The organism is Streptomyces odontomachicola (assembly GCF_039605595.1).
Lineage (GTDB): Bacteria > Actinomycetota > Actinomycetes > Streptomycetales > Streptomycetaceae > Streptomyces.
The window spans coordinates 65725-87463 of record NZ_JBCFOK010000002.1; the positions used below are offsets into that span (position 1 = coordinate 65725).

General features: G+C 72.4%; 23 protein-coding genes. 9 read left to right on the forward strand and 14 right to left on the reverse strand.

Annotated features, from left to right (window positions below; all coding sequences use genetic code 11):
• Window positions 1–35: 35 nt before the first annotated feature.
• Window positions 36–1172 carry an N-methyl-L-tryptophan oxidase gene (solA, locus tag ABEE00_RS02990; RefSeq protein ID WP_345743610.1) on the reverse strand — a complete coding sequence of 379 codons (1137 nt, stop codon included), beginning with the start codon at window positions 1170–1172 and terminating at the stop codon, window positions 36–38.
• A gap of 204 nt (window positions 1173–1376) precedes the next feature.
• Between solA and ABEE00_RS02995 the strand changes: the two genes are divergently transcribed.
• Window positions 1377–2333: a MurR/RpiR family transcriptional regulator gene (locus ABEE00_RS02995; RefSeq protein WP_345743611.1), complete on the forward strand. Its 957-nt coding sequence runs from the start codon at window positions 1377–1379 to the stop codon at window positions 2331–2333.
• 50 nt (window positions 2334–2383) lie between these two features.
• Here ABEE00_RS02995 and ABEE00_RS03000 read toward each other — a convergent pair whose 3' ends face one another.
• Window positions 2384–3640 (reverse strand): DUF3326 domain-containing protein, encoded by a 1257-nt coding sequence (locus ABEE00_RS03000; protein ID WP_345743612.1) that lies wholly within the window; start codon window positions 3638–3640, stop codon window positions 2384–2386.
• Window positions 3641–3747: 107 nt separating this feature from the next.
• Window positions 3748–4704, reverse strand: a complete 957-nt coding sequence (locus tag ABEE00_RS03005; protein ID WP_345743613.1) for an alpha/beta fold hydrolase — start codon at window positions 4702–4704, stop codon at window positions 3748–3750.
• A gap of 131 nt (window positions 4705–4835) precedes the next feature.
• On the opposite strand from ABEE00_RS03005, the gene ABEE00_RS03010 reads away from it, so the two are divergent.
• Entirely contained in the window at window positions 4836–5420 is a 585-nt protein-coding gene (locus ABEE00_RS03010; protein ID WP_345743614.1) for a TetR/AcrR family transcriptional regulator, read from the forward strand.
• Window positions 5421–6173: 753 nt separating this feature from the next.
• On the opposite strand, the gene ABEE00_RS03015 is transcribed toward ABEE00_RS03010, so the two are convergent.
• The 6 genes from ABEE00_RS03015 to ABEE00_RS03040 all read right to left on the reverse strand — a co-directional run bounded on the left by ABEE00_RS03015 (window position 6174) and on the right by ABEE00_RS03040 (window position 11125).
• Window positions 6174–6983 (reverse strand): amino acid kinase family protein, encoded by an 810-nt coding sequence (locus ABEE00_RS03015; RefSeq protein WP_345743615.1) that lies wholly within the window; start codon window positions 6981–6983, stop codon window positions 6174–6176.
• Window positions 6980–8056, reverse strand: coding sequence for an N-acetyl-gamma-glutamyl-phosphate reductase (gene argC, locus ABEE00_RS03020; RefSeq protein ID WP_345743616.1), 1077 nt, complete (start codon window positions 8054–8056; stop codon window positions 6980–6982). The genes ABEE00_RS03015 and argC overlap by 4 nt, the downstream gene beginning before the upstream one ends.
• Complete coding sequence (locus ABEE00_RS03025; protein WP_345743617.1) at window positions 8053–8934, reverse strand: ATP-grasp domain-containing protein; 882 nt, start codon at window positions 8932–8934, stop codon at window positions 8053–8055. The genes argC and ABEE00_RS03025 overlap by 4 nt, the downstream gene beginning before the upstream one ends.
• Window positions 8931–9131, reverse strand: a complete 201-nt coding sequence (locus tag ABEE00_RS03030; RefSeq protein WP_345743618.1) for a lysine biosynthesis protein LysW — start codon at window positions 9129–9131, stop codon at window positions 8931–8933. The genes ABEE00_RS03025 and ABEE00_RS03030 overlap by 4 nt, the downstream gene beginning before the upstream one ends.
• Window positions 9128–10378: an isopropylmalate synthase gene (locus tag ABEE00_RS03035; protein ID WP_345744057.1), complete on the reverse strand. Its 1251-nt coding sequence runs from the start codon at window positions 10376–10378 to the stop codon at window positions 9128–9130. Before ABEE00_RS03035 ends, ABEE00_RS03030 begins: the two co-directional genes overlap by 4 nt.
• A 117-nt stretch (window positions 10379–10495) precedes the next feature.
• Window positions 10496–11125 (reverse strand): glutamine amidotransferase-related protein, encoded by a 630-nt coding sequence (locus ABEE00_RS03040; RefSeq protein WP_345743619.1) that lies wholly within the window; start codon window positions 11123–11125, stop codon window positions 10496–10498.
• A gap of 412 nt (window positions 11126–11537) precedes the next feature.
• Here ABEE00_RS03040 and ABEE00_RS03045 point away from each other — a divergent pair, with 412 nt between their 5' ends.
• Window positions 11538–11966, forward strand: coding sequence for a VOC family protein (locus ABEE00_RS03045; protein ID WP_345743620.1), 429 nt, complete (start codon window positions 11538–11540; stop codon window positions 11964–11966).
• Window positions 11967–12287: 321 nt separating this feature from the next.
• On the opposite strand, the gene ABEE00_RS03050 is transcribed toward ABEE00_RS03045, so the two are convergent.
• Complete coding sequence (locus ABEE00_RS03050; RefSeq protein WP_345743621.1) at window positions 12288–12524, reverse strand: chaplin; 237 nt, start codon at window positions 12522–12524, stop codon at window positions 12288–12290.
• Window positions 12525–12773: 249 nt separating this feature from the next.
• Between ABEE00_RS03050 and ABEE00_RS03055 the strand changes: the two genes are divergently transcribed.
• Both ABEE00_RS03055 and ABEE00_RS03060 read left to right on the forward strand, forming a co-directional pair.
• Window positions 12774–13376, forward strand: a complete 603-nt coding sequence (locus tag ABEE00_RS03055) for a TetR/AcrR family transcriptional regulator (protein ID WP_345743622.1) — start codon at window positions 12774–12776, stop codon at window positions 13374–13376.
• A gap of 110 nt (window positions 13377–13486) precedes the next feature.
• Window positions 13487–13873 (forward strand): hypothetical protein, encoded by a 387-nt coding sequence (locus tag ABEE00_RS03060; RefSeq protein WP_345743623.1) that lies wholly within the window; start codon window positions 13487–13489, stop codon window positions 13871–13873.
• Window positions 13874–13883: 10 nt separating this feature from the next.
• On the opposite strand, the gene ABEE00_RS03065 is transcribed toward ABEE00_RS03060, so the two are convergent.
• The gene (locus ABEE00_RS03065) at window positions 13884–14525 is read right to left on the reverse strand and encodes a TetR/AcrR family transcriptional regulator (RefSeq protein ID WP_345743624.1); all 642 of its coding nucleotides are present in this window, start codon (window positions 14523–14525) and stop codon (window positions 13884–13886) included.
• 55 nt (window positions 14526–14580) lie between these two features.
• On the reverse strand, window positions 14581–16284 hold the full coding sequence (locus tag ABEE00_RS03070; protein ID WP_345743625.1) for a carboxylesterase/lipase family protein: 1704 nt from the start codon (window positions 16282–16284) through the stop codon (window positions 14581–14583).
• Window positions 16285–16516: 232 nt separating this feature from the next.
• On the opposite strand from ABEE00_RS03070, the gene ABEE00_RS03075 reads away from it, so the two are divergent.
• The 3 genes from ABEE00_RS03075 (at window position 16517) to ABEE00_RS03085 (ending at window position 18862) form a co-directional block, all read left to right on the forward strand.
• Complete coding sequence (locus ABEE00_RS03075; RefSeq protein ID WP_345743626.1) at window positions 16517–17452, forward strand: TauD/TfdA dioxygenase family protein; 936 nt, start codon at window positions 16517–16519, stop codon at window positions 17450–17452.
• A 69-nt stretch (window positions 17453–17521) separates the two neighbouring features.
• Window positions 17522–17731 (forward strand): hypothetical protein, encoded by a 210-nt coding sequence (locus tag ABEE00_RS03080; protein ID WP_345743627.1) that lies wholly within the window; start codon window positions 17522–17524, stop codon window positions 17729–17731.
• A 102-nt stretch (window positions 17732–17833) separates the two neighbouring features.
• Window positions 17834–18862: an NAD-dependent epimerase/dehydratase family protein gene (locus tag ABEE00_RS03085; RefSeq protein ID WP_345743628.1), complete on the forward strand. Its 1029-nt coding sequence runs from the start codon at window positions 17834–17836 to the stop codon at window positions 18860–18862.
• Window positions 18863–18871: 9 nt separating this feature from the next.
• Here the strand turns inward: ABEE00_RS03085 and ABEE00_RS03090 are convergent, their stop codons facing one another.
• Both ABEE00_RS03090 and ABEE00_RS03095 read right to left on the reverse strand, forming a co-directional pair.
• Window positions 18872–20077: a sensor histidine kinase gene (locus ABEE00_RS03090; protein WP_345743629.1), complete on the reverse strand. Its 1206-nt coding sequence runs from the start codon at window positions 20075–20077 to the stop codon at window positions 18872–18874.
• Window positions 20070–20837, reverse strand: coding sequence for a response regulator transcription factor (locus ABEE00_RS03095; RefSeq protein WP_345743630.1), 768 nt, complete (start codon window positions 20835–20837; stop codon window positions 20070–20072). The genes ABEE00_RS03090 and ABEE00_RS03095 overlap by 8 nt, the downstream gene beginning before the upstream one ends.
• 208 nt (window positions 20838–21045) lie before the next feature.
• Here ABEE00_RS03095 and ABEE00_RS03100 point away from each other — a divergent pair, with 208 nt between their 5' ends.
• Window positions 21046–21729 carry a glycosyltransferase family 2 protein gene (locus ABEE00_RS03100; RefSeq protein ID WP_345743631.1) on the forward strand — a complete coding sequence of 228 codons (684 nt, stop codon included), beginning with the start codon at window positions 21046–21048 and terminating at the stop codon, window positions 21727–21729.
• Window positions 21730–21739 lie beyond the last annotated feature (10 nt).

The window sequence follows — 21739 nt, forward strand, 5'->3', positions numbered from 1 at the left end:
CGTACGGGAGTTGGTGACCGGGCCGGGCGCTCGGCTCAGCCGAAGCGGTGGACCCGCAGGTGCTCGATGCCGTGCGCGGTGCGGCCCTCCGTGAGCAGGTCGGCGGCGATCTCACCGAAGACCGGGGAGAGCTTGAAGCCGTGGCCCGAGAAGCCCGCCATCGCGAGCACGCCGGGCAGGCCGCTGACGGGCCCGAGCAGCCCGTGGTTGTCCGGGGTGTATCCGTCCAGGTAGGCGGCGGTACGCGCGGGCCCGGGGCGCAGGCCGCGCAGACCGCTCGCGGCGGCGGCTCCCATGCGTTCCCGGTAGTCGGGCTCGACCGCGCCGCTGAGCTCCCGCGGGTGGGAGACGACGGCCTTGGGGGCGTAGAGGTTCATCTTCACGCCGTGCCCGTCGTGCGCGGGGAAGAAGGAGTAGGCCGCGCTGCCACGGCGTATGCCGACGGGAAAGCGCTCCGGCGCGAAGCCCTCAGCGGCGGCCTCCTCGGGCTCGAACCACCCGAGCACGGCCCGCCGCAGCTCCACCGCCCGCGCCACCTCCGGCAGCAGGTCGGTGGTCCACGGCCCGGCGCACACCACCGCGGTGTCGAACCGCTCGCCGCGACCGCCGGCGGTGACGCGTACACCACCGTCGTCCGCTTCGAGCCCGGTCACGGAGGTGCCGGTGCGCAGCTCGGCCCCGTGCGCGCGGGCGGCCGCCGCGGCGGCGCGGATCGCGCGGTCCGGGCGCAGCAGGCCGCCGTGCGGGTCCACGACGGTGACGTCCTCGTCGTCCAGTTGGTGTTGCGGGTAGCGGCGCTCGGATTCCTTGCGGTCCAGCACGTCCACCGGCACCCGCCCGGCCCGGGCGACATCGAGGACCCGCGCCACGTCGGGGTGCGCCTCGGGGCCGACGGTGAGGGCGCCGCAGGGGTCGAACAGCGGCTCGTGCCAGGCGTTTTGGAGCTCCAGCCACTTTTCGCGCGCGGCTCGCAGGAGCGGTACGTACTGTGCGCCCTCGCGGTAGGCGAGGCGGAAGATGCGGCTGGCGCCGCCGGCGGCGCCGTGGTCGTGGCCCGGCGCGTACGGGTCGAACCCGACGGCGCCGACGCCGCGCCGCGCCAGGTGCCAGAGCACCATGCTGCCCATGGTGCCGGCGCCGATGACCGCGACGCGGGCCGGTGGTCGAAGCATCGCTGAGCCTCCGAAACGGAAGGGGTACGGCTGCGTCCCCTGGCGCGGGACGCAACTGCGTCAGGGAGAGGGGGAGTCGGGAAAGGGGCACGGGCCGCGCTGTTCTGCGGGTATGCAGGAGAACCGGCCGTCGGCCGGTGGCTGTGCACTGTGTCGACGATCCGTTAACGTAGTGGCGACTACGAGAAGGAGTCAATAGAAGTCGTGAACGCTACAGACTCGACAGATCCGGGACCCTCCCGCACGGTCCCGCTCCACGAACGCGTCGCCGCCATGTCCGCCCGACTCGCGCCCAGGGAACGGCTGGTCGCCGACTTCCTCCGCGACCACCCGGGCAAGGCCGTCTCGCTCTCCGCGGCCGAGCTCGGCCGCAGCACCGGGACCAGCGACGCGACGGTGATCCGCGCGGTCAAGGCGCTCGGCTACGCGGGCCTGCGCGAGCTCAAGCGGGACCTGGCCGAGGCGATGGCCGTACGCCGCGACCCCGCGCGCGTACTCGACCAGCGCCTGGAGCGCGCCGCCACCTCCTCGGCGCAGATCGGCGACCAGGTGCTCGCCGACGGCGCCGCACTCTTCCAGCAGGCACGGCAACTCCTGGACCCCGCCGCCTGGGAGAGCGCCGTCGGACTGCTGCAGGGCGCACGGTCGGTGCTCTGCTACGGGATCGGGCCGGCGGCCACGGTCGCGGAGTTCCTGAGCCTGAGCCTGACCCGGAGTGGCGTCTCCAGTCGCGCGATGGGCACCACCGGCTTCCGGATCGCCGACGCCCTCGTCCCCCTGGCCGAGGGCGACGTGGTCGTCCTGATCGCCCCGCTGCGCCGTTTCCGCGAGATGGGCGTGGTCCTCGACCACGCGCGGGACGTGGGGGCGCGCGTGATCCTCATCAGCGAAACGCTCGGCATGGCCCTGGAGGACCGCGTCGACGTCCTCCTCGCCACCCCCGAGTCCACGTCCGGCACGGCCGGCGAGACCTTCGTCCCCATGGCCCTGTGCCAGGGCCTGGTCATCGACGTAGCGGCCCGCACCCGCGACCGCGCCCTCACGGCCCACACCCTCCTCAACCGCCTGAGGGAGGAGGCAGCGGGCCCCGGGCTGGACTTGGGGGCGCTTCCTACGGGGGAGGGGGCGGTGGGGGAGTCGCCGGGTACTCCGCAGGAATAGGGGCGCCGCAGTACCTACGCGAAGCCCCGGGCGTCCGCCCCGGCCCGTCGTCACCGCCCCAGCGTGCGCAGCGGCCGGGTGATCGAGTCCGGGCTGATGCCCTTGCGCAGGGCGAGGATCAGGCCCGCCGCCTCGGCGTAGGTGGCGGCGTGGAGGATGCCTTCCAGGCCCAGGGCGTCCGCGGTGACGTCGAGGAGGGTGGTGTTGTCGCGTACGGCGATGACGGGGATGCGGCGGCGCAGCGCCTCCAGTACGGGGATGCCGCCCAGCGCGTCGGCGGGCGCGACCACCGCCACCACGTCGTCGATGCCCAGCGCCTCGCCGAGCAGGGAACCGCGCCGCTCCCCGGAGAGTTGGGGCGCACGGGCCAGGCCGACGAGTACGCAGGCCAGGCCGCTGATGGAGACCAGCTCTCCGGCTGCGCGCGCGTCCACGACGGGGTGGTCGAGCCGCAGGTGCCTGAAGTTCGTCATCGGCGCGTGCGCGGCCGGTACGCCGAAGGTGCGCACGAGCAGATGCGAGATGACGGCCTCGGCGCCGCCGACGGGGTTGGCGTGCTGCCCGTTGAAGTGGGCCGCGTAGTCGTCTTGGTCCAGCCCCTGCACGTTGGAGGTGACCGCCAGCGCGTTGGCGCCACGCGCGAGCAGGTGGCGCGCCGCGTCGAGCAGTACGCCGGGGTCCTGTACGTGGCCGACGTAGGCGCCCGAGGGCGCGCGGGCGCAGTGCGTGCCCAGGGGGCGCTCGGTCACCACGTAGTCGACGACGTCCACGCCGTGGACCGCGCGCACCGCGTTCATCACGTTCACGGCGTGCTCCACCTCGGCGGGGCGGGCCGCCTCGATGATGAGGCCCAGGCGGTTGGCCCGGGAACGGTGCAGCGCGGTCGCGCCCCGGCAGAAGGCGTCGATGCACGATCCCTCCGTGTACAGCACGCGTTCCCCGCAGCGGATGAAGTCGGAGGCGTTCACCGCGTTCGGGTTCGTGACCAGGAGGTCGGCGGCCTGGGCCAGCAGCGCCGTGACGGGCGCGGCGTCCCCGGCGTAACCGCCCAGCGCGCAGCCGATGCCGGTGGGCACGAGGCTGACCACCACATCGTGTGGTGAGGACGGGCGCGCGCTCGCCAGGGGCCCGGAGTGGGGGAGCGGCCCCGCGTACTCGGTGCTCTCCACCACGACCCGGCCCCCGCCGGCCTCGCTGACGTACCAACGCAGCGGCTCCTCTTGGAACGCGCCCTCGATCAGGGCCACCAGGGCGCCCACGTCGTGCGCCGCGGACCGGTCCAGCTCGTACCTGCGATGAGCGATCACCAGAGGGGCCTTCCCGGGCTGCGTGCGGGGGATGAGCGCGGGGCCGCGGCGCCACACTGAAGAGGTAGGCCAAGGGGGCGTGGGTGTGGGCCGCGCGCTCCGCGACTTCAGGCGTCGTCGGTGGTTTCGGTGATTTCGGCGATGAAGTCTGCTAGCGCGGCTGTGACAGCCTCGGGTTGTTCGTCGGGGATGAAGTGGCCGGCGTCGGGGACGATGACGCGGGTGGTGTTGTCGGCCCAGGGGCTGAGGGAGGCGGCCATGTCCGGGATGGAGCCGTGGCTGCTGGAGATTCCGAGGAGGGGCACGGTCAGGTGCCGGCGCTCAAGCGCCTCGCGGTTTTTGCGCGCTGACTCCGCGGCGTTTCGGTAGTACGCGAGGGACGCGGGCAGGCCGCCGTCGGCGGCGATGGCCGCCGCGTAGTGGTCGATCTCGGTCTCGTCGAAGGTGTCGGGATGCAGGGCCTTGGCCTTCAGGAACCAGCCGACGTACTCGCGTTCGCGGCCGGCAAGCAGCATCTCGGGCACATCGGGCACCATGTGGAATGCGAAGTGCCAGGTTTTCCATGCGCGTTCCGGGTCGGTGGGAATCGATTCCGGGAGAGTGATTCCGGGAATTCCGGCGTCGAGCAGAGCGACCCCGTGCAGGTCGCTCTCGAAGCTGAGGGCGAGGGAGAAACCGACCCAGGCGCCGATGTCGTGGGCGACCAGGGAGTAGGTCGACACCCCGAGAGCCTTCACGGCAGCGTGGACGTGCGCGGCGACCGTGTGCGTGTCGTAGCCGCGTACCGGGCGCTCGGAGTGGCCCTGACCTGGCAGGTCGACCGCGATGACGCGGAACCGGTCGGCGAGGCCGGGCATCACCTTTCGCCAGGCCCACCAGGTTTGCGGGAAGCCGGCGAGCAGGACCACGGCCGGTCCGCCCGGTCGTCCGCCTTCGACGGCATGCAGGCGTACGCCGTCCGCGTCGACCCAGCGGTGCGTGAATCCGGCCAGGTGGTGCAGGGGCAGGTCGCGTATGGGGTTGCTTTCGGAAGTGTGCGGAGTGCTGATTGCCGAGCCGGTCACGGGAGTCCTCCGTCGGTGTCAGGTGTGCGGTTGGGCCATGACCACGCTTGAAGGCTAGCACGTGTTGAACTGGCCAGTTCAAGATGGAATGATGCACAACACATACCGATTCGCAGGCAAGGAAGTACCGCGTGGCAGGCAAGAAGCAGTTCGACATGGATACGGCGCTCGACGACGCGATGATCCAGTTCTGGCGCGACGGCTACGGCGACACCTCGCTGGACGATCTGTCCCGGGCGACCGGCCTCAACCGCAGTTCCATCTACACCTACCTCGGCGACAAGGACACGCTCTTCTTGCGCTGCCTGGACCTCTATGCGGCGCGCTACGGCGAGAAGTACGACGCCGCCCTCTCGTGCGCGGCTTCGGACCCCGTTGCCGCGGTTCGCGCGTTCTTCGACGTAACCCTCGATCGCATTGCCGATCCCCAGGTGCCCGACGGATGCCTGATGGCCCAGTCGGCCATGGCAATTCCCGTATTGAGCCCGAGCATCGCCGCGCGCGCCAAGCAGGGCCTCGACGTCCAACGCCGGCGTCTGCGCGCCGCCTTGGAGGCCGGCGGACTGACCGAGCAGAACGCCGAGGCCTTCGCCGTGCACATGGCCGCTGTGAACCAGTCGCTCGCCGTCATGAGCAGGGCCGGGACGAGTCCGGAGCAGCTCCGGACGATCGTGGACGTGAGCGTGGACGCACTGTCGCAGGCACTGAGCGCGTGAGGAACGAAGGCCGACGTACCTGTACCGGTGATCGCAGCGCCCAAGGGGAGGCGGACAAACGGGACGTGAGGGTGCCGTGCGGTCGGTGGAGGGGTGCGGGCGCAGGTCGAGCGGTACGTCGTGAGCGGTCAGCCGCCCGCCGTCCTCGGCACGGAACGCGGGGACGGGGCTGGGCGTACGGCCAGGGCTCTGGCCCCAGAGCCGGTCGTCGGTGAACCGGGTGCCCGGCGGCGCGACGACGCTGACCGGCTCCTTCGCGTAGGCCCGCACGCCGAAGAGGGTCAGCTCGGCCGAGACCCGTACCTCGCGCCGGCCGCGCCGGGCGGAGACGGGCTGACCCGTCACCAACAGCCCGTAAGCCGCGCGTACGTCGGCCAGCAGCGCGCCGCTGACCCCGTCGCCGCAGCTCAGCGGCGTGGTGTCGGTGAACCGTACGAGGGTGAAGGTGCTCCGCGCGGTGAACCGCATCCGGTAGTGCCGCCAGCCCGGCGCGTGCGATGTGTCCGGCCTGCGCTCTCCGCTACGCGCGATGTGGACCGGCAGCGCGGCGAGTTGGAGCCCGGGCTCGTCGCCGTCGTCGCCCGTGAACCGCGGGCCCCGCGTGAAGTCCCCGTTGAAAATGCGCTGCCTGCCCATGTGCGGGCTCTTTACGTCGTCGCCGGTTCGGGGTCGGGTGCGGGTTCGGTCTGGGCCGGATCGGTTCGGATCGGTTCGCGTCGAGTGGTGTCGGGCGGTCGGGGCGTCGTCCTCCGGTCAACTGCCGGGCCACCGCGCCGTGATGGCCGTGCCGCCCTCTCCCGCGCACAGCTCGGCGATCGCCCCGCTGCCGATGGTGACCGCGTCCACGCCGCCGTCGATCGCCTCGTGAGCGGCCAGGAGCTTCTTGCGCATGCCGTCGCCGGTGTGGGCGTACGCGGAGGCAAGCGTGGCGTGGTCGATTTCGCGTACGGGGGCGCCGTGCAGGGCCACGTACGGGACATCGGTGACCAGGAGCAGGCGCTTCGCGTGCAGTGCCGAGGCGAGGGCGGCCGCGGCACGGTCGGCGTCGGTGTTCACCGTGCGGCCCTGGGGGTCGCGGGCGAGGGGCGTGACCAGGAGTGCCCGGCCGGGAGCGGGAGGGGGCTGCGGCAGGTGCTGGAGATCCACGTGGCGCGGCGGGCCGACGCGGTTGTCCAGTTCGACCAGGTGCTGCCCCTGCCACCAGAGGCGTTCGGCGGGGGCGGCCCGCAGCAGGCCGCGGTCGCCCACGACGGGGTCCAACGGCAGGTCGCGATGCGCCAGTTCGGCAGTGATGGTGTGCCGGATCCCCGTACTGACTTCGGCGATGTCCTCGAGGACCTGCGGTGTGGTGAGGCGGCTGCGGTTGCCGTAACGGTCGCGTACGAACACCGCGCGGCGGCCGTCGTGCCGTGCCCGCTCCTCCAGGGCGCGGGACCAGCCGTGCACCAGCACGAGGGCGTTTGCGCGCGCGACCGTGACCAGCTCGTCCCACCAGGGGGCGGGCAGCTCGTCGAGCACGCTGCCGCCGATCTTGACCACGAGCGTGTTCGGCCGGCCGCTCACGAGACCACCAGCGGCTGCGCGTCGAGCCCGGTGGTCTCGCCGTGGCCGAAACGGAGGTTGAGCACCTGTACGGCCTGGCCCGCCGCGCCCTTGAGGAGGTTGTCCAGGGCGCCGAGCGCGATGACGCGCCGGCCCTCGGCGTCGTACAGGGCCATGACATCGCAGTAGTTGGAGCCGGTGACGGCCTTGGGGGTGGGCGCCGGCACGGGGGCATCGCCGCGGTGCCGTACCCGTACGAAGGGATGCGGGCGGTAAAAGCGCAGGTAGGCGCGGCGAAGGGTGGCCGCGTCGAGGGCGCTGCGGGGCTCGTCGGTGAAGGCGTAGCAGGAGGCGAGCAGTCCGCGTACGGTGCCGGTCCCGTAGGCCGACATGGCGGTACGGGGCAGCCGTCCCGGCGCGTGCTCGGCGAAGAACCGGTCGACCTCCGCCGCGTGCCGGTGCCCGTCGGGCGCGTACGGGGTGATCGCGCCGCTGCGGTGCGGGTGGAGGTCGGCCTCGCGCAGGGCCAGCCCTCCGCCGCTCGACCCGCCCTTGGCGTCGATGAGCAGCGGGCCGAGCCGCAGGTCAGCGGCCCGCGCGGCCTGTACGAGGGGTGCGAGCGCGAGCAGCGCGGCGGTCGCGTAACAGCCGGGCAGCGAGATCAGCGCGGCGTCGGCCAGCCGCGCGCCGAGGAGTTCGGGCACGCCGAACACGAAGCGGTCGGCGAGTCCGCCGGGGCGCTGTACGTCGGGATACCAGCGCTGGTGCAGCGCCTCGTCTCGCAGACGGAACGCGCCGCTGAGGTCGATGACGACCGTGCCGTGGCGGGCGAGTTCGGGGATCACCGCGGCCGAAGTGACGGCGGGCGTCGCGCAGATGACGGCGTCGCAGACGCGGGCGAGTTGTGCGGCAGGAAGGTTCTCGATCACCGGATCGGGAGAGAGCCGCAGCCCGGGGTGCACAGCGGAGAGCCGCTGCCCCGCGTGCCGCTCACCACCCAGGTAGGTGAGGTCAAGGCCCGGGTGCCCGGCGATGAGCCTGATCGCCTCGCCACCGACCAGACCGGCAGCGCCCAGTACGCCGACTCGCGTCACCCCACCACCTCCCGCAGATGATCCGCGATCGCCTCGGTGATGTCCGCCGGAGCCGCGGCGGCCAAGGTCCGGTAGCAGGGGGCGTGGTTGATTTCGCCTATCAGGAGGCCTGCGCCGGTGGTGAACAGGTCTATGCCGTAGATGCCGGGGCCCAGGACGGCGGCGGCGCGCTGCGCCAAGTCCTCGCCCTCCGCTGTGGGGTGGTGCTGCGCCGTGCCGCCCGCGGCGGCGTTGCTGCGCCACTCCGTCCCCGAGGCGGCGAAGCGGGCCGTGGCCACCGGGCGTCGCCCGACCACCAGGCAGCGCAGAACGGGCCCCGGCAGCAACGGCTCGGCCAGGCAACTGCGTTCAAAGCCGTGCCCCAGGTCGTCGATGCAGTCGTAGAAGCAGTCGAGGGTGTCCCGTTCACGCAGCAGCAGTACGCGCCGGCCACCCCCTCCGTACAGCGGCTTGAGCACCAGCGGCAGGCCCAGCTCCTCGCAGGACCGGTGCAGGTCGTGGCGCGAGAGGACCAGGCGGAAGGCGGGAACGGGCAGCCCGGCGGCGGTCAGCGTGCGCCGCAGGTCGAGCTTGTTCTCGCACAGCCGGATCGCCTCGGGCCGGTTCACGGTGGGCGTCCCCGCCGCCTCCAGCAGGCTGGCGATCAGCCTGCCCCGTACGTAACTGCGGCTGCGGATGAGTGCCAGATCGAAGCCCGGTAGCCCGCTCCGGGGCCGGCCCAGGCACAGCGCCTCCTCGTTCACCCACTGCCCATGCAGGCCCGCGCGGGGAAAGTGGCGGAGGAGGCGCTGCTCCTCCCAGCCGAGACGGTCGCTGACCAGCGCGATGTTCGCGGTGGCCGGGGCGCTCCCGTGGGGCGGGAGGGTGTCGCTCGTCATTCGCCCCAGTCCCGTAACGTCGGCTCGACCATGGTGAGGTGAATACGGCCCGGAACGGTGGTTTCCGCTGCGGTGGTGTTCTCCACGCGCAGCGTGAGCAGGCATTCGGGGCAGCCCAGCGTCTCGCCCGCTTCCAGCGCGGGCAGCGTGAGGGGCGCCTCGCATTCCGGGCATGTGGCGTTCGGCGATGTGGTCACTGCGGCCTCGCTTCCGGGGAGGGCCTCTCCTCGGGGAAGGGCCTCGCTTCGGGGAATGGCGGGTGGGTGAGGGCGAATTCCTCGGCCAACTCCCGGATGGCGGCGCGGTCCAGCAGCGGGCGGCCGCAGTGTTCCTGCCGCTCCTTGAGCCACCGCGCGAAGTGCTCGGTGTCGATGCCCTTGGTGCCGATCCCCTTCGAGTCGACCCCTTTGGCGTCGAAGGCGTTGAAGGCGTTGAAGGCGTCGATCCTGTCGGAGTCCTCAAGCACCCAGTCCAGCAAGGGCGGTGAGACGCGCGTACGCACGCGCAAGGTGCGCGTATTGCCCACCTCTTCCGCCGAGATGTTCTCGTACGCGCCGGGATTCGCGAGCTGCCCCGGTATCTCGTACGCATACGAGTACGGGGTGAGCGGGCCCGGCACAAACGTGGACAGGTCCGCGCGGGCCTGTACTTCGTGGTTGAGGGCGGTGAGGTGCGTGAGGGTGTGGCGGGAGTCGCCATGGCAGACGCGCAGCGCGCACAGGAGTTCCGCGAGGGGTGTGTTGCCGCCGCGTTCGCCGATGCCGCCGACCGTCGCGGATATCCATTCCGCCCCGGCTTCGTAAGCGGCCAGTGAATTGCCGACCGCCATTCCCAGCATGTTGTGGCAGTGCACTTCGATTTCCCGTACGCCGGGCGTCGACTTGAGCCGCGCGGTCAGCTCGGCGCAGCGGGAGGGGGTGAGGCAGGAGACGGTCTCGGCGAGGCGGAAGCGGTCGGCGCCGGCTGCGAAACCCGCGGCGGCGTACGAGATCAACCGCTCCTCATCGGCGCGGGCCGCGTCCTCGCCGCTGAAGGTGACGTGCAGCGCGCGCCGCTTGGCCTCGCCGATGGCGTGCGCGGCGAGCTTGGTGAGATAGCGCAGGCTGGGGCTGCCCAGTTTGAGCGCGGCGTGCTCGGCGGAGGCCGGCAGGGACAGCATGACCGCCCGGCAGCCCAGGCCCTCCGCCTCGGCGAGCGCTTCGAGTACCTGCTGGCGGGAGCGCACCGTGATCAACGTGAGGCAGTTCTCCGCGCCCACGGCGCGGTGGGCGGCGGCGATCAGGGGCGCGTCGCCGGCGGGTGAGCGGGAGAGCAGGCCGACCTCTACGAGATCCACTCCGACCTGACGGAGCGCGCGGGCGATGGCGGCGGCATCGTCGGGGCCGAATTCGACGCCTGCCATGTGGGCGGAGTCCCGTAATGTCGCATCCGAAATCCGGGGCAGGGGAGGGGAATGGGGGGCGTGGGCGTCGGCTTGAGGGGGCCGGCCGCCTGTTGGGGTGTCGGGGTGTGTCATGGCGGATTCCTCCTCGGCCGTGCAGTCGGTGATGGCCGCGCGGAATCACGGGCCGGGGTGGGGGAGGGCCTGGTGGGCTCCTTGGTGTGCGGGTCTTGTGGCGTGGTGCGTTTGAGCCCCGTATCGCGCTGCGTATTCCAGGAAGCCGCGGAGAATGCGGCGGCCGTCCCGGCGGAATTCCAGATGCGCCTGGGCGCCGATGAGGCGGCCGTCCGTGGAACGGATGAATTCCACGGGGCAGTCCGCCGCCCGTCCGATCACGCGGAAGACGGTGGGCACTTCGCGCAGGTAGCGGGTATGGCGCTGGAAGAGCGAGGCGCGGGAGCCGACGTGGCGGAAGAGGGATTCGCGCGGGTCCAGCCGCACGTGGTGCGCTCCCACGCGCTGGTCGCCCTCCACGAGGCGGCCTCCGTGCGCCAGTCCCAGAATGTGCATTCCGCCGCACAGCCCGAGCACCGGCAGGTCGCAGCGGTCGATCAGCGCCGTGAGCCGTGCGTACGCGCCGCTGTCGGCCGGCACCTTCGTACCGCTCAACACCAATGCCTGGTGCCGGGATGTGAGACGGCACGGCGCATTACGGAACGCGACGATCTCGGTTTCCGCGCCCAACTCCCAGAGCCGCTGGCAAATCAGCCCGGCGGAGGGGCTGCCGTTGTCCACGACCAGCGCGCGCACGTCGCTTGCGCTGTTTGGCGCATAAGGGCCGAACTGGCCGCTTCCTATTGGACCGTGAGACATGGGATTGCCTCCCGCCGAGCCTTCGCGTACGTGGGCAGGGGAGCCGGAAAAGAGGGAGCGCCGAGCCCATGGGCGCCGCGAACGGACACGTTCCGATATGCGTCACGTACGTCCCCGGTGCCGATCACACCGCCTCCCACAACCGCGCCGGGAATACCGGCCCGCGTATGGGCACTGTGCCGCGCGGTACGGGGCCACGGAATGGGGTACGCAGCGGCGCACCGGCGCACACGTACGCCACACCGCGCGCCGGGGAGTGGCCGCGGGGAGCGGCGAAGCCGGCCGTTCCGGCTGTGCGGGCGGCAGCCGCCGTCACACCGCGGCGCCGCCACCGGTCAGAATCGGGGCCATGTCTGAGCAGATGAGCTCCCCGATCTGGCCCGTACTGCACTACGACGACACCCGCGCCGCCCTCCGCTTCCTCGTGGACGTGCTCGGCTTCCGGGAGGTGGTCGCAGTGCCCGACGACCAAGGGGATGTCGTACACGCCGAGTTGAGCTGGCCGGGTGGTGGCCGTCTCGTTTTCGGCTCGACCAAGCACACGGACAGCGTGCACGGGCGGATGAAGGCGGGGGAGAACGCTGTGTACGTCGTTGCCGGTGACGCCGACGGTGTCGACGGCGTATACGGACGCGTACGTGCCGCGCGGCAAGGGCGGGTGGTCGAAGCGCCGCACGAGACGCGGTTCGGCTCGGGCGTCTCCTCGTACACGCTCACCGTCGGCGATCCGGAGGGCAACCTCTGGACCTTCGGTACCTATGGCGGGGCGGAGGTGTAAGAACGCAGGCCGGTGTCCTACATCCCCGGCACGTACGGTGCGATGCCGAGGATCAGGATGTCGCGGTGGCCACTGGCGCCGTCGGGTCGGCCGGGGTGAGGCCGGTGGGGCGATGAGTGGAGAGACGCGGGCCGGGGGTCGTGGGGTGGCGCGTGTGCGGGGTGCGGTCCATGTGTTCCTCCTCCTCAACGTGGCAGGGCCGCAGCGTCGCAGGGCTGCGATGAGAATCGCCGCTCATGACGGACCCCGTAGCGGGACCCCATGGCGGAGCCCCCTGCGCCCGGCTGCGCTCGGGTACAGGGGGCCGTGTGGGGCGGCCGGTCAGCCGTTGGCGCAGTTGTTGCCGAAGGCGGGGTTGAGCAGCCCGATGATGTCGATGGTGTTGCCGCACAGGTTGATCGGGACGTGCAGCGGGATCTGGATGGTGTTGCCGGAGATGACGCCGGGCGAACCCGTCGCGGCGCCCTGGGCTCCGGAGTCGGCGGCGGCGCCGCCGGCGGTGGCGAGTACGGCCGCCGCGGCCAGGGTGCCCGCGGCGAGGGTGGTACGAAGACGCATGAGTGCTCCTACGTGGTGACGGGTGGGCGCACAAGACGTTCTCGCGCTCCGTCGCGGAGAAACCCACACCACACGTCGGCGGCCACAGTCCACACGAACGGGGGCACGCGGAGGCGAACGCGGCCGAGCGCACCGACGAGCGCCTAGGCCCTCCGCGAGAACCCAATCCGGTACGCGGCCGCCCCCAACGGCCGGAACGGTCCCGCACCCCGCCCCCGTTCCCGCACCCCACCCGCGTACCCTCGCCGCATGGCCGATGAGCAGGTGCGGGACGTGCGGCGGGGGCCGGGGCGGCCGCGGCAGGAGCGGGTGACGCGGGCCGTGCTGGACGCCGTCGTGGAGCTGGTGGCGGCCAGTGGGATGGGCGCGCTGACCATGGACGCGGTCGCGGCGCGCGCCGAGGTGAGCAAGCCGGCCATCTACCGGCGCTGGCCCACCAAGCACGACCTGGTCATCGCCGCGGCGGAGTCGCGGGTCGGACCGCTCACGGTGCCCGACATGGGCGACTTCCGCGCCGAGCTGCGGGCCGTGCTGAGCGCGCGCATGGAGGCCTACCGGCAGCCCGGGATCGACCGGCTGCTCGCCGGGGTGATCGGCGCGGCGGCCGAGGAGGGCGCGGTGCGCGAGGCGTTCCGCGCGTACGCGGAGCGCGTGACCAGCGAGACGCGGCACGTGCTGGAGCGGGGCGTGGAACGCGGCGACGTGCGCGCCGACGTCGCGCTGACGGACACCACCACCCTCATCGCCTCCGCGCTGGTCTTCCGCATGGTGGCCGAACAGCGGCTGCCGGACGAAGCGCTGGTGGAGTCGGTGGTCGGCCTGATCGGCCAGGCGGTCGCCGTCCGCCCCTGAGCCGTGTCTCGTGATGGCTCTCGGCCCGGCTCCGGCCGGCTCCGGGCGATCGGTTCGCCGGGCGCGAACGGATCCGCTGAGTGCCGGCTCGCCCAGGAGACTTACGCACCGTGAACTCACTCGCCCTGCCACGCCGTTCTCCGAAGCCGGCGTCCGTGCTTCTCGCCGCCGCTTCGGCCACGGTCATCGCGCTCGTCCTGTATCTCAACAGCGTGGACAACGGCACCATGTGCGCCAACCATCCGGTGAACGTGTCCTGGTCGCGCCTGGCACTCGCGTACGGGGGTCTGGCGATGGCGGTTGCCGGGCTCGTCATCGCCATCCGCGTCCGGTGGGCCGGGCGGGCCCCGTCCGGACGGCCGCGGGGCTCCCTGGCGATGGTGATCGTCGCAGTGCTGCTGGTGGCGATGGCGTGCCTCGCCGCCGTGTCCACGCACTCGGTGCTCGAGATGGCCGAGTTCTCGCGACAGCCCAACTCCCTGATGAGCTGCACATAGGCCGACCTGGTCAGCCGTGCCGCAGGGCGGCGGTGATGTACGCGCGCAGCAGGTCGTGTTTCCGCTCGTAGCCGAGCTCGTCGGCGATGTCGCCGATGCGCGTGTCGAACGCGCTCTGGGTGAGGGCTCCCACCGAGTACAGATACGCCCAGTGGTGGAACCCGGCGGGCTTGTCGGGCAGCGCGGTCTCGAGCGCCTCGATGAACCGGCGGCCCAACGGGTCGAAATGCTCCCGCGTGACGGGTCGTTCCCGGCTGGAGGGATCGGACGCCTCGCGCAGCATGAGGCGGGCGAACCAGATGAGCTCCGGGTCGTCGTGCAGCGCCAGCACCGGGTCGGTGAAGGCGCTGACGATCTGTTCGAGGGCGTCCTCGGCACGCAGGTCGGGGATCGCCTTCAGGCGCGCGAGCCGTTCGTCGTTGACGTACCGTCGCTCCTCGAAGATCGCCGAATACAGGCCGAGCTTCGAGGTGAAGTGGTAGACGACGAGGGACAGTTTGCAGCCGGCCTCTTCGGCGATCTGGCGCATGGTCGCGCCGTGGTAGCCCTCCCGCGCGAAGAGGCGTTCGGCGGCCCGCAGGATCGCCTGCCGCCGGCTGCCGCTCGCCCCACTCCGGCCGGCCGTCGCCTCGCCCACCTGGCCATCCCTCATTCCCGCGTCCGTCCGTCCAAGTATGGCAGCAGGGTCGCCGAGGGCTGTGGTCTGCTCATTCAGGCCCGCTCGACCAGAGTGGAGTAGGCCCGCTCGAGCCCTTCGGGAGCGCGGCCCGGACGTTGCCGACGAGCGCCTCCTCCACCGACCGTACGGTGCCGAACCCACGCTCCTCGAAGATCTCCCACTCCCGCCTGAGGAGGCCGGGGCTCGGCTCGATGGACCGGCCGAACCACAGGACGTTCTCGTCCTCCGCGTCGAACAGCGGCCATGCGTCGCCCAGTTCCTCGCCCCGGATGAAGGCCGCGTACCGCTCGCCCATCCGCGCGCTGACCCGCCGTACCTCCTCCCGGTCCGCCCCGTCGAAGGCGGGCCACCACGCGAGGTCGCGCTCGGAATGGTTGCGGAAGAGGAACGGGATGTCCCCGGTGTGCACGGCGCGGAGCCGGCCGTCGAGCCCGGGCAGGTCGTAGGAGAACTGGAAGAGGTGCACGGGGATGTGCTGAGCGCTGAGGTTCCGCGCGATCGCCAGCGACGGCAGCTTGAAGAACTCGAAGGACATGATGTCCGACAGCAGCAGCCCGGGCGCGTGGTCGGGGTGGAGTTCGTGGAATCGCCGGTAGACCTCCTCGGCGCCCTCCGCGCCGAACACCTGCTCCAGGACGCGCAGCACGTCCCTCCGTGAGCCGCGGCCGACCGTTTCGGAGTGCCCGCGGAAGAACTGCCACTCGTCCTTCGCGAACCCGATGGCCACCTCCAGCCCCGGCTTGGCGACGGTGTCCTCCGACAGATGCTGAGCCGGGGCCCGGGGAACCCAGTCCCCGTCGACGACCGCGCCCAGGGGTCGCCAGGCGAGGTGCTGGTCCGGTGGGAAGTAGCGGGCCAGCACGTTCTGGACGGCCAGCAGCCGGTCCGGGTCGACATCCTGGAGGCGCGCCGGGTCGTCGATTCCCAGCAGGTCGAGGTACATCCGCGCGACGGTGACGGCCTCAGGGCGCTGCTGCGTGCACCAGGGGTTGAAGGGGGACAGCGACTGCATCACCGCGCGCCGGAAATAGGGGTGGGCCTCCGGAATGGCCAGCAGGTGCGAGACCGCGGTGGCGCCGGCGGACTCACCGCCGACCGTGATGTTGTCCGGATCGCCGCCGAACGCCTCGACGTTCTCGTACACCCACTTCAGCGCGGCGAACTGGTCCTGCACACCGAGGTTCACCGCCTCCGGGAGGTCATCGCCCAGCAGCCCGAAGTGGACCCAACCGAGGGCGCCCATACGGTAGTTGGGCCGGATCACGATCATGTCGGACTCGCGCGCCAGGTTCGCGCCCCGTTCCAGCGCGAAGGAGCCGGAGCTGACCGCGTTCGCGCCGCCGTGGTAGTAGACGTACACGGGCAGGCCCTCGCGCGGCGCCGACTCCGGCACCCAGATGTCGAGGTAGAGGCAGTCCTCCGCCGCGTGGTTGTGGCGGTAGGTCGCGCCCGTGTAGCCGGGCCAGGCCATGATGCCGGGCACGCCGGGGTCGATGTCCCGCACGATGCGCTCGACGTCGCGCTGGTTGCCCGAGTTGACCTGGTACGAGGCGGGGCCCGGGCGGCTCGCGTCCCTGACGCCCTGCCACGGCTCGGGCGGCAGCGGCGAGCGGAACCGCAGCGGCCCGACCGGCGGCTGGGCGAAGGGGACGCCGCGGTAGACGACGACACCCTCCTCGTGGGTACCGCGGAGCAGCCCGGTGGCCACCCGCGTGACCGCTTGCGAGTCCATTGCGTGCATGGGATTCCTCTTCCTTCCGGATACGAGCTGAGCACCGGCCCGCGCGTCACCCTAATTTCTGACTGTACGTACGTACAGGGCTCACCTTCCCCGCACGCAGGGCGAGTCGAGCGTCGCCCAGGCGTCGCCCGCAAATCCGCGCGCCCCACCCTCTTGTCCACCCGCCTCCCAATATCGATACTGCCGGTTACGTAATTGGCAGTCGTCCTTGGGAGGGACCTCCATGCAGGCCGTCGCGAGCAACCCGGTCACCGATCCCCGACCGGTCGTGGACAAGCCCCTGATGCGGTACGGGAACCGCGTACTGGAACGTCTCGCCCCGGGCGCCGTGCCGACCGCGTACGAACTGCTCGACGTCGAGCCGCTCACCCCGCACTTCGGCGCCGTACTCGGGGGCGTGGACCTCACGGAGCCGATCGGCGACGCGCTCGCCGAGGAGCTGCGGCGGGCGCTGCTCGAATGGAAGGTGATCTTCTTCCGGGGGCAGAGCGGGTTCACCTCGGAGCACCAGCTCGCGCTCTCGGGCGTGTGGGGGCCGCCGGAGGCCAACCCGTTCTTCGCGCAGACCGGTACCCCCGGAATCTCCCGGCTCGCCAAGGACGCCAAGGCAGCGGGCAACAAGAACATCTGGCACAGCGACCACTCCTTCATGGCCAACCCCTCGCTCGGCGCGGTCCTGCGTGCGGTCGAGGTGCCCGCTGCGGGCGGCGACACGATGTGGGCCGACATGGGAGCCGCGTACGACAACCTGCCCGAGGACCTGAAGGCGCGCATCGAGGACCTCACCGCCGTCCACGACTGGGAGGCGAGCTGGGGCGCGCTGATGAACGAGGAGCAGAAGGCCGCCTTCCGCGAGAACTGGCCGCAGGTCGAGCACCCCGTCGTGGTCCGCCACCCGCGCAGCGGCCGCAGGACCCTGTACGTGAACGAGCCCTTCACCCGCTACATCAAGGGCCTCTCCGAGCGCGAGAACCGCGAACTCCTCGACATCCTGGTGCTCCAGGCGCGCGTCCCCGAGTTCCAGATCCGCTTCCGCTGGGAGCCCGGCTCGATCGCGATCTGGGACAACATCGCGGTCCAGCACTACGCGGTCAACGACTACTTCCCCCAGCGCAGGGTGATGGAGCGCATCGCCATCGCCGGGGTCCCGCTGTCCTGAATCGGTGTCCCGAGCATTGGCGGTGCTGGTGGCCTCGCGAGTCTCATCACGTTCGGGAGCACCTTGGGCGTGATCGCCTCGGCTCCCGGGCTGTCCTGGGTGATCCAGGAGCAGGGGTGGTGGGCGGCGATGTGGGCGCTGGCGGGGGTCGGGCTGGTGTGGGCCGCAGTGTGGGCGGTCCGCGCCGGCCGCACCACGATGCGGCGCCTCACCGCGTACGCCACCGGCCCGCAGCTCACCCGGCTGCCGGGCATCTTCGCCTCGGCGCTACGAGGGTGAGCCCGGCGGCTCCAAAGGCCCCGGACGCGCGGGTTCTTACCGTTCGCTGACGTGTCGCGCGCGTGCCGCCGGTGCGGGTGGCGGCGCCGCTAGCGTGCACGCATGCGAGTTCTGGTCACCGGCGGCGCCGGTTTCATCGGGTCCCACATCGTGCAGGCGCTGGAGGACGGCGGCCATGAGCCGGTGGTCCTCGACCGGGCGGCCACGGGGCGCGGCGTGGTGGGGGACGTGCGCGACGGGGAGACCGTACGCCGTGCGCTGCGCGGCGTGGACGCGGTGTGCCATCAGGCCGCGATGGTGGGCCTCGGCAAAGGGGTCAGCGACGCGGCGGCCTATGTGAGCAGCAACGACCTGGGCACGGCCGTGCTGGTGGAGGCCATGGCCGAGGCCGGGGTGGCGCGCCTGGTGCTGGCCGGTTCGATGGTGGTCTACGGCGAGGGGCGCTACCGGTGCGCCCGGCACGGAGTGGCGCGGCCCCAACCGCGCTCGGTGGCCGAGTTGGACGCGGGACGCTTCGAACCGCCATGCCCGCGGTGCGGCGCCGCGCTCGGCCCGGAGCTGGTCGACGAGGAGGCGCCGGCCGACCCGCGCAACGTGTACGCGACCACCAAAATCGCCCAGGAGCACCTGGCAGCGGCATGGGCCCGCGCGACGGGCGGGACCGCGCTCAGCCTGCGCTACCACAACGTGTACGGGCCGCGGATGCCGCGCGACACCCCGTACGCGGGCGTGGCCTCCTTCTTCCGCTCGGCCCTCGAACGGGGCGAGGCGCCGCGGGTGTTCGAGGACGGCGCGCAGCGGCGGGACTTCGTGCACGTCGCCGATGTGGCCGATGCCAACCGCGTGGCCCTGGAGGCGCTGGAGTCCGGAGCGGGCGCGGAGGAGGGCGGGCTGCGCGCGTACAACACGGGAAGCGGGCGGCCGTGCACGGTGGGGGAGATGGCGCGGGCCCTGGCTGACGCCTACGGCGGGCCGGTGCCGGTGGTCACCGGTGAGTACCGGCTGGGGGACGTACGGCACATCACGGCCTCCTCCGCGCGTATCGCGAGCGAGCTGGGCTGGCGCGCCCGTACCGGCTTCGAGGAGGGCATGGCGGAGTTCGCCAAGGCGCCCTTGGCCGAGGTGGGTTGAGCAGCCGGGTCAGGCCGCGGGGGAGGGGCCTGCGGCGGCCGGTGCCAGGGGCAGGGTGACCTCGAAGCGGCAGCCGCCGGGAACGTTGCGTACCGTCGCCGACCCCTCGTGCGCCTCCACGATCCCGCGCACGATGGCCAGTCCCAGACCGGCACCGGCCGGTGGCGTACGCGCGTCCGTGCCCCGCCAGCCGGTGTCGAACACGCGCGGCAGATCCTCGGCGGGGATGCCGCCGCAGCCGTCGGTGACCGAGAGCACCACCGAGCTGTCGCCGGCCCGCGCGCCCACCGCGACCGTGCCGTCGGGAGGGGTGCGGTGGATGGCGTTGACGAGGAGGTTGCCGAGCACGCGGGACATCTCCTTGCCGTCCACGTGCAGGGGCACGGGCGCCAGTTCCTCGCCTCTCAGGTGCACGCCGCGCTCGGCCGCCAGCGCGTCGGCGCCCGCCAGCGCGTCGCCGACCAGGTCGTAGGCGGAGATGCGGGTCGGCGAGAGCGCGAGGGAACCGGCCTGGATGCGGGAGAGTTCGAACAGGTCGCCGACCATGCCGGTGAGCCGTTCCACCTCGCCGCGGATGCGCTGGTGGTAGCGCGCCGGATCGTCGGCGACGCCGTCCTCCAGCGCCTCGGCCATGGCGCGCAGGCCGGCCAGCGGCGAGCGCAGGTCGTGCGAGATCCAGGCGACCAGCTCGCGGCGGGACGCCTCCAGGGCGCGCTCGCGCTCGCGCGAGGCCGCCAGCTTGCGGCTGGTCTCGGCCAACTGGTCGGCCAGCGAGGCGAGTTCGGCGGGCATGGGGAGGGCGGGGCGGGCGAAGCCGCCGTCGGGTGGGGCGGGGGCCTGGGGTGCTTGCGCGGCGGGTGCGGTGGGGGCCGTGTGATCTGTGGTCGCCTCCTCGCCCAGGCGCCGGGACGCCTGCTCCAGCGCGCGGTGCGCGCCGATGACCCAGCGCGCGAGCAGCAGGGCGGTGGCCGTGGCGGTGACCGCGGCCACGCCGCACACCGTGGTGACCACGCCGAGGTCATGCTCGTTCAGGAACATCGCCCAGGACACCGCCAGGGTGCCCGCGAGCATCGCCCCCACGGCGACGGCCGTCAGCACGGCCAGGGCCACGGCCACCGAACGGCGCAGCACCGCACGCAGCACCGCGGCGCCGGCCAGCCCGACGGCGGCGGCACCGAGCGCCGCGTACAGCAGGATCAGGGAGAGGTCACGCACGGGCCGCGCCTCCGCTCTCCGCCGCGTCGCCCGGCGCCGGGTCGCCCGGCGGCGGCTCCGCGCCGTCGAAGCGGTAGCCCACGCCCCACACGGTGGTGATCAGGCGGGGCCTGGCCGGGTCGGACTCGACCTTGTGCCGCAGCCTCCGTACGTGCACCGTGACCGTCGACAGGTCGCCGAAGTCCCACCCCCACACCGCGGCCATCAGCTCCTTGCGGCCGAAGGCCCGCCCGGGGTGCCGCAGGAAGTGCTCCAGCAGGTCGAACTCGCGCAGCGTGAGGGTGAGTTCGCCGCGCGCGTCGGCCGCCGTACGGGCAGCCGGGTCCAGGCGGATGCCGCCGCCGGTGAGTACGGGGCCCTCCGGGGCCGGCGTGTGGGCGCGGCGCAGCACCGACTCGATGCGCAGGACCAGTTCGCGCGGGCTGAAGGGCTTGGTCACGTAGTCGTCGGCGCCGATCTCCAGGCCGAGGATGCGGTCCTCCTCGTCGCCGCGCGCGGTGAGCATCACCACCGGCAGCGGGCCCGCTGCCCGCAGGTGGCGGCACACCTGGAGCCCGTCGAGCCCGGGCAGCATCAGGTCCAGCACCACCAGCGCGGGCGGCGCGGTCCGGGCGCGGGCCAGCGCGGCGCGGCCGTCGGCCACGCGGTCGACGGTGAAGCCCGCGCGTTCCAGATAGCCGGAGACGACCTCGGTCACCGTCGGGTCGTCGTCCACGACCAGGATCCGCCGGGGCTCGGGCGGTACGGGCTGCTGCTCCATGCCGCCGAGTCTCGCACCGTCGCCCCTGCTCGCGCGGCCCGCGAACGGGGCGGCCGCGGCGATGTCCGCGTTTCGTAAGGAGTCGGCGCCGGCGTTCGGCGGGACCCGGCGCGTGGCGTCGCCGGTGACGCGACCGGTGACTCGACGTCCGCGTTTCGTAAGGAGCCGATGTCCGTTTTGCCGGTCTCAGCTTCGTAAGGTGAGAAAGGTGATCGACACCTGCGAGTCCCCCAACTCACCGCCCCCGCGCGGCGATCTGGTGCTGCCGTGCCTGAACGAGGCCGGGGCGCTGCCCTGGGTGCTGGAACGCGTTCCGCGCGGCTGGCGGCCCATCGTCGTCGACAACGGTTCCGACGACGGCTCGGCCGACATCGCCCGCGCGCACGGCGCCCTGGTCGTCCGCGAGGAGCGCCGCGGCTTCGGCGCCGCCTGCCACGCGGGACTGCTGGCCGCCGAGGCCGACCTGGTCGCCTTCTGCGACTGCGACGCCTCGCTCGACCCGGGCGAGCTGCCGCGCGTCGCCGCCCCGGTCGAGCGCGGCGAGGCGCATCTGGTGCTGGCCAGGCGCCGCCCGACCGGCCGCGGCGCGTGGCCGCTGCACGCCCGCCTCGGCAACCTGGCGCTGGCGCGGATGGTGCGCCGGCGTACCGGCGTACGGCTCCACGACCTCGGCCCGCTGCGCGCTGCCCGCCGCAAGGACCTGCTCGGACTGGCGCTGACCGACCGGCGCAGCGGATACCCGCTGGAGATGGTGGTGCGTGCCGCCGACGCGGGCTGGCGCATCCGGGAGACCGAGGTCGCCTACCGCCCCCGCACCGGCGCCTCGAAGGTGACCGGCACCTGGCGCGGCACGTGGCACGCCGTACGCGACATGCGGGCGGTGCTGCGATGAGCCGGGGCAG

Coding starts and splice junctions, on each gene's coding strand:
- ABEE00_RS03055 (WP_345743622.1), top strand. CDS start 12,774: ATGGCCGATGAGCAGGTGCGGGACGTGCGGCGGGGGCCGGGGCGGCCG.
- ABEE00_RS03095 (WP_345743630.1), bottom strand. CDS start 20,837: ATGGAGCAGCAGCCCGTACCGCCCGAGCCCCGGCGGATCCTGGTCGTG.
- ABEE00_RS03050 (WP_345743621.1), bottom strand. CDS start 12,524: ATGCGTCTTCGTACCACCCTCGCCGCGGGCACCCTGGCCGCGGCGGCC.
- ABEE00_RS03085 (WP_345743628.1), top strand. CDS start 17,834: ATGCGAGTTCTGGTCACCGGCGGCGCCGGTTTCATCGGGTCCCACATC.
- ABEE00_RS03070 (WP_345743625.1), bottom strand. CDS start 16,284: ATGGACTCGCAAGCGGTCACGCGGGTGGCCACCGGGCTGCTCCGCGGT.
- ABEE00_RS03065 (WP_345743624.1), bottom strand. CDS start 14,525: ATGAGGGATGGCCAGGTGGGCGAGGCGACGGCCGGCCGGAGTGGGGCG.
- ABEE00_RS03075 (WP_345743626.1), top strand. CDS start 16,517: ATGCAGGCCGTCGCGAGCAACCCGGTCACCGATCCCCGACCGGTCGTG.
- solA (WP_345743610.1), bottom strand. CDS start 1,172: ATGCTTCGACCACCGGCCCGCGTCGCGGTCATCGGCGCCGGCACCATG.
- ABEE00_RS03045 (WP_345743620.1), top strand. CDS start 11,538: ATGTCTGAGCAGATGAGCTCCCCGATCTGGCCCGTACTGCACTACGAC.
- ABEE00_RS03025 (WP_345743617.1), bottom strand. CDS start 8,934: ATGACGAGCGACACCCTCCCGCCCCACGGGAGCGCCCCGGCCACCGCG.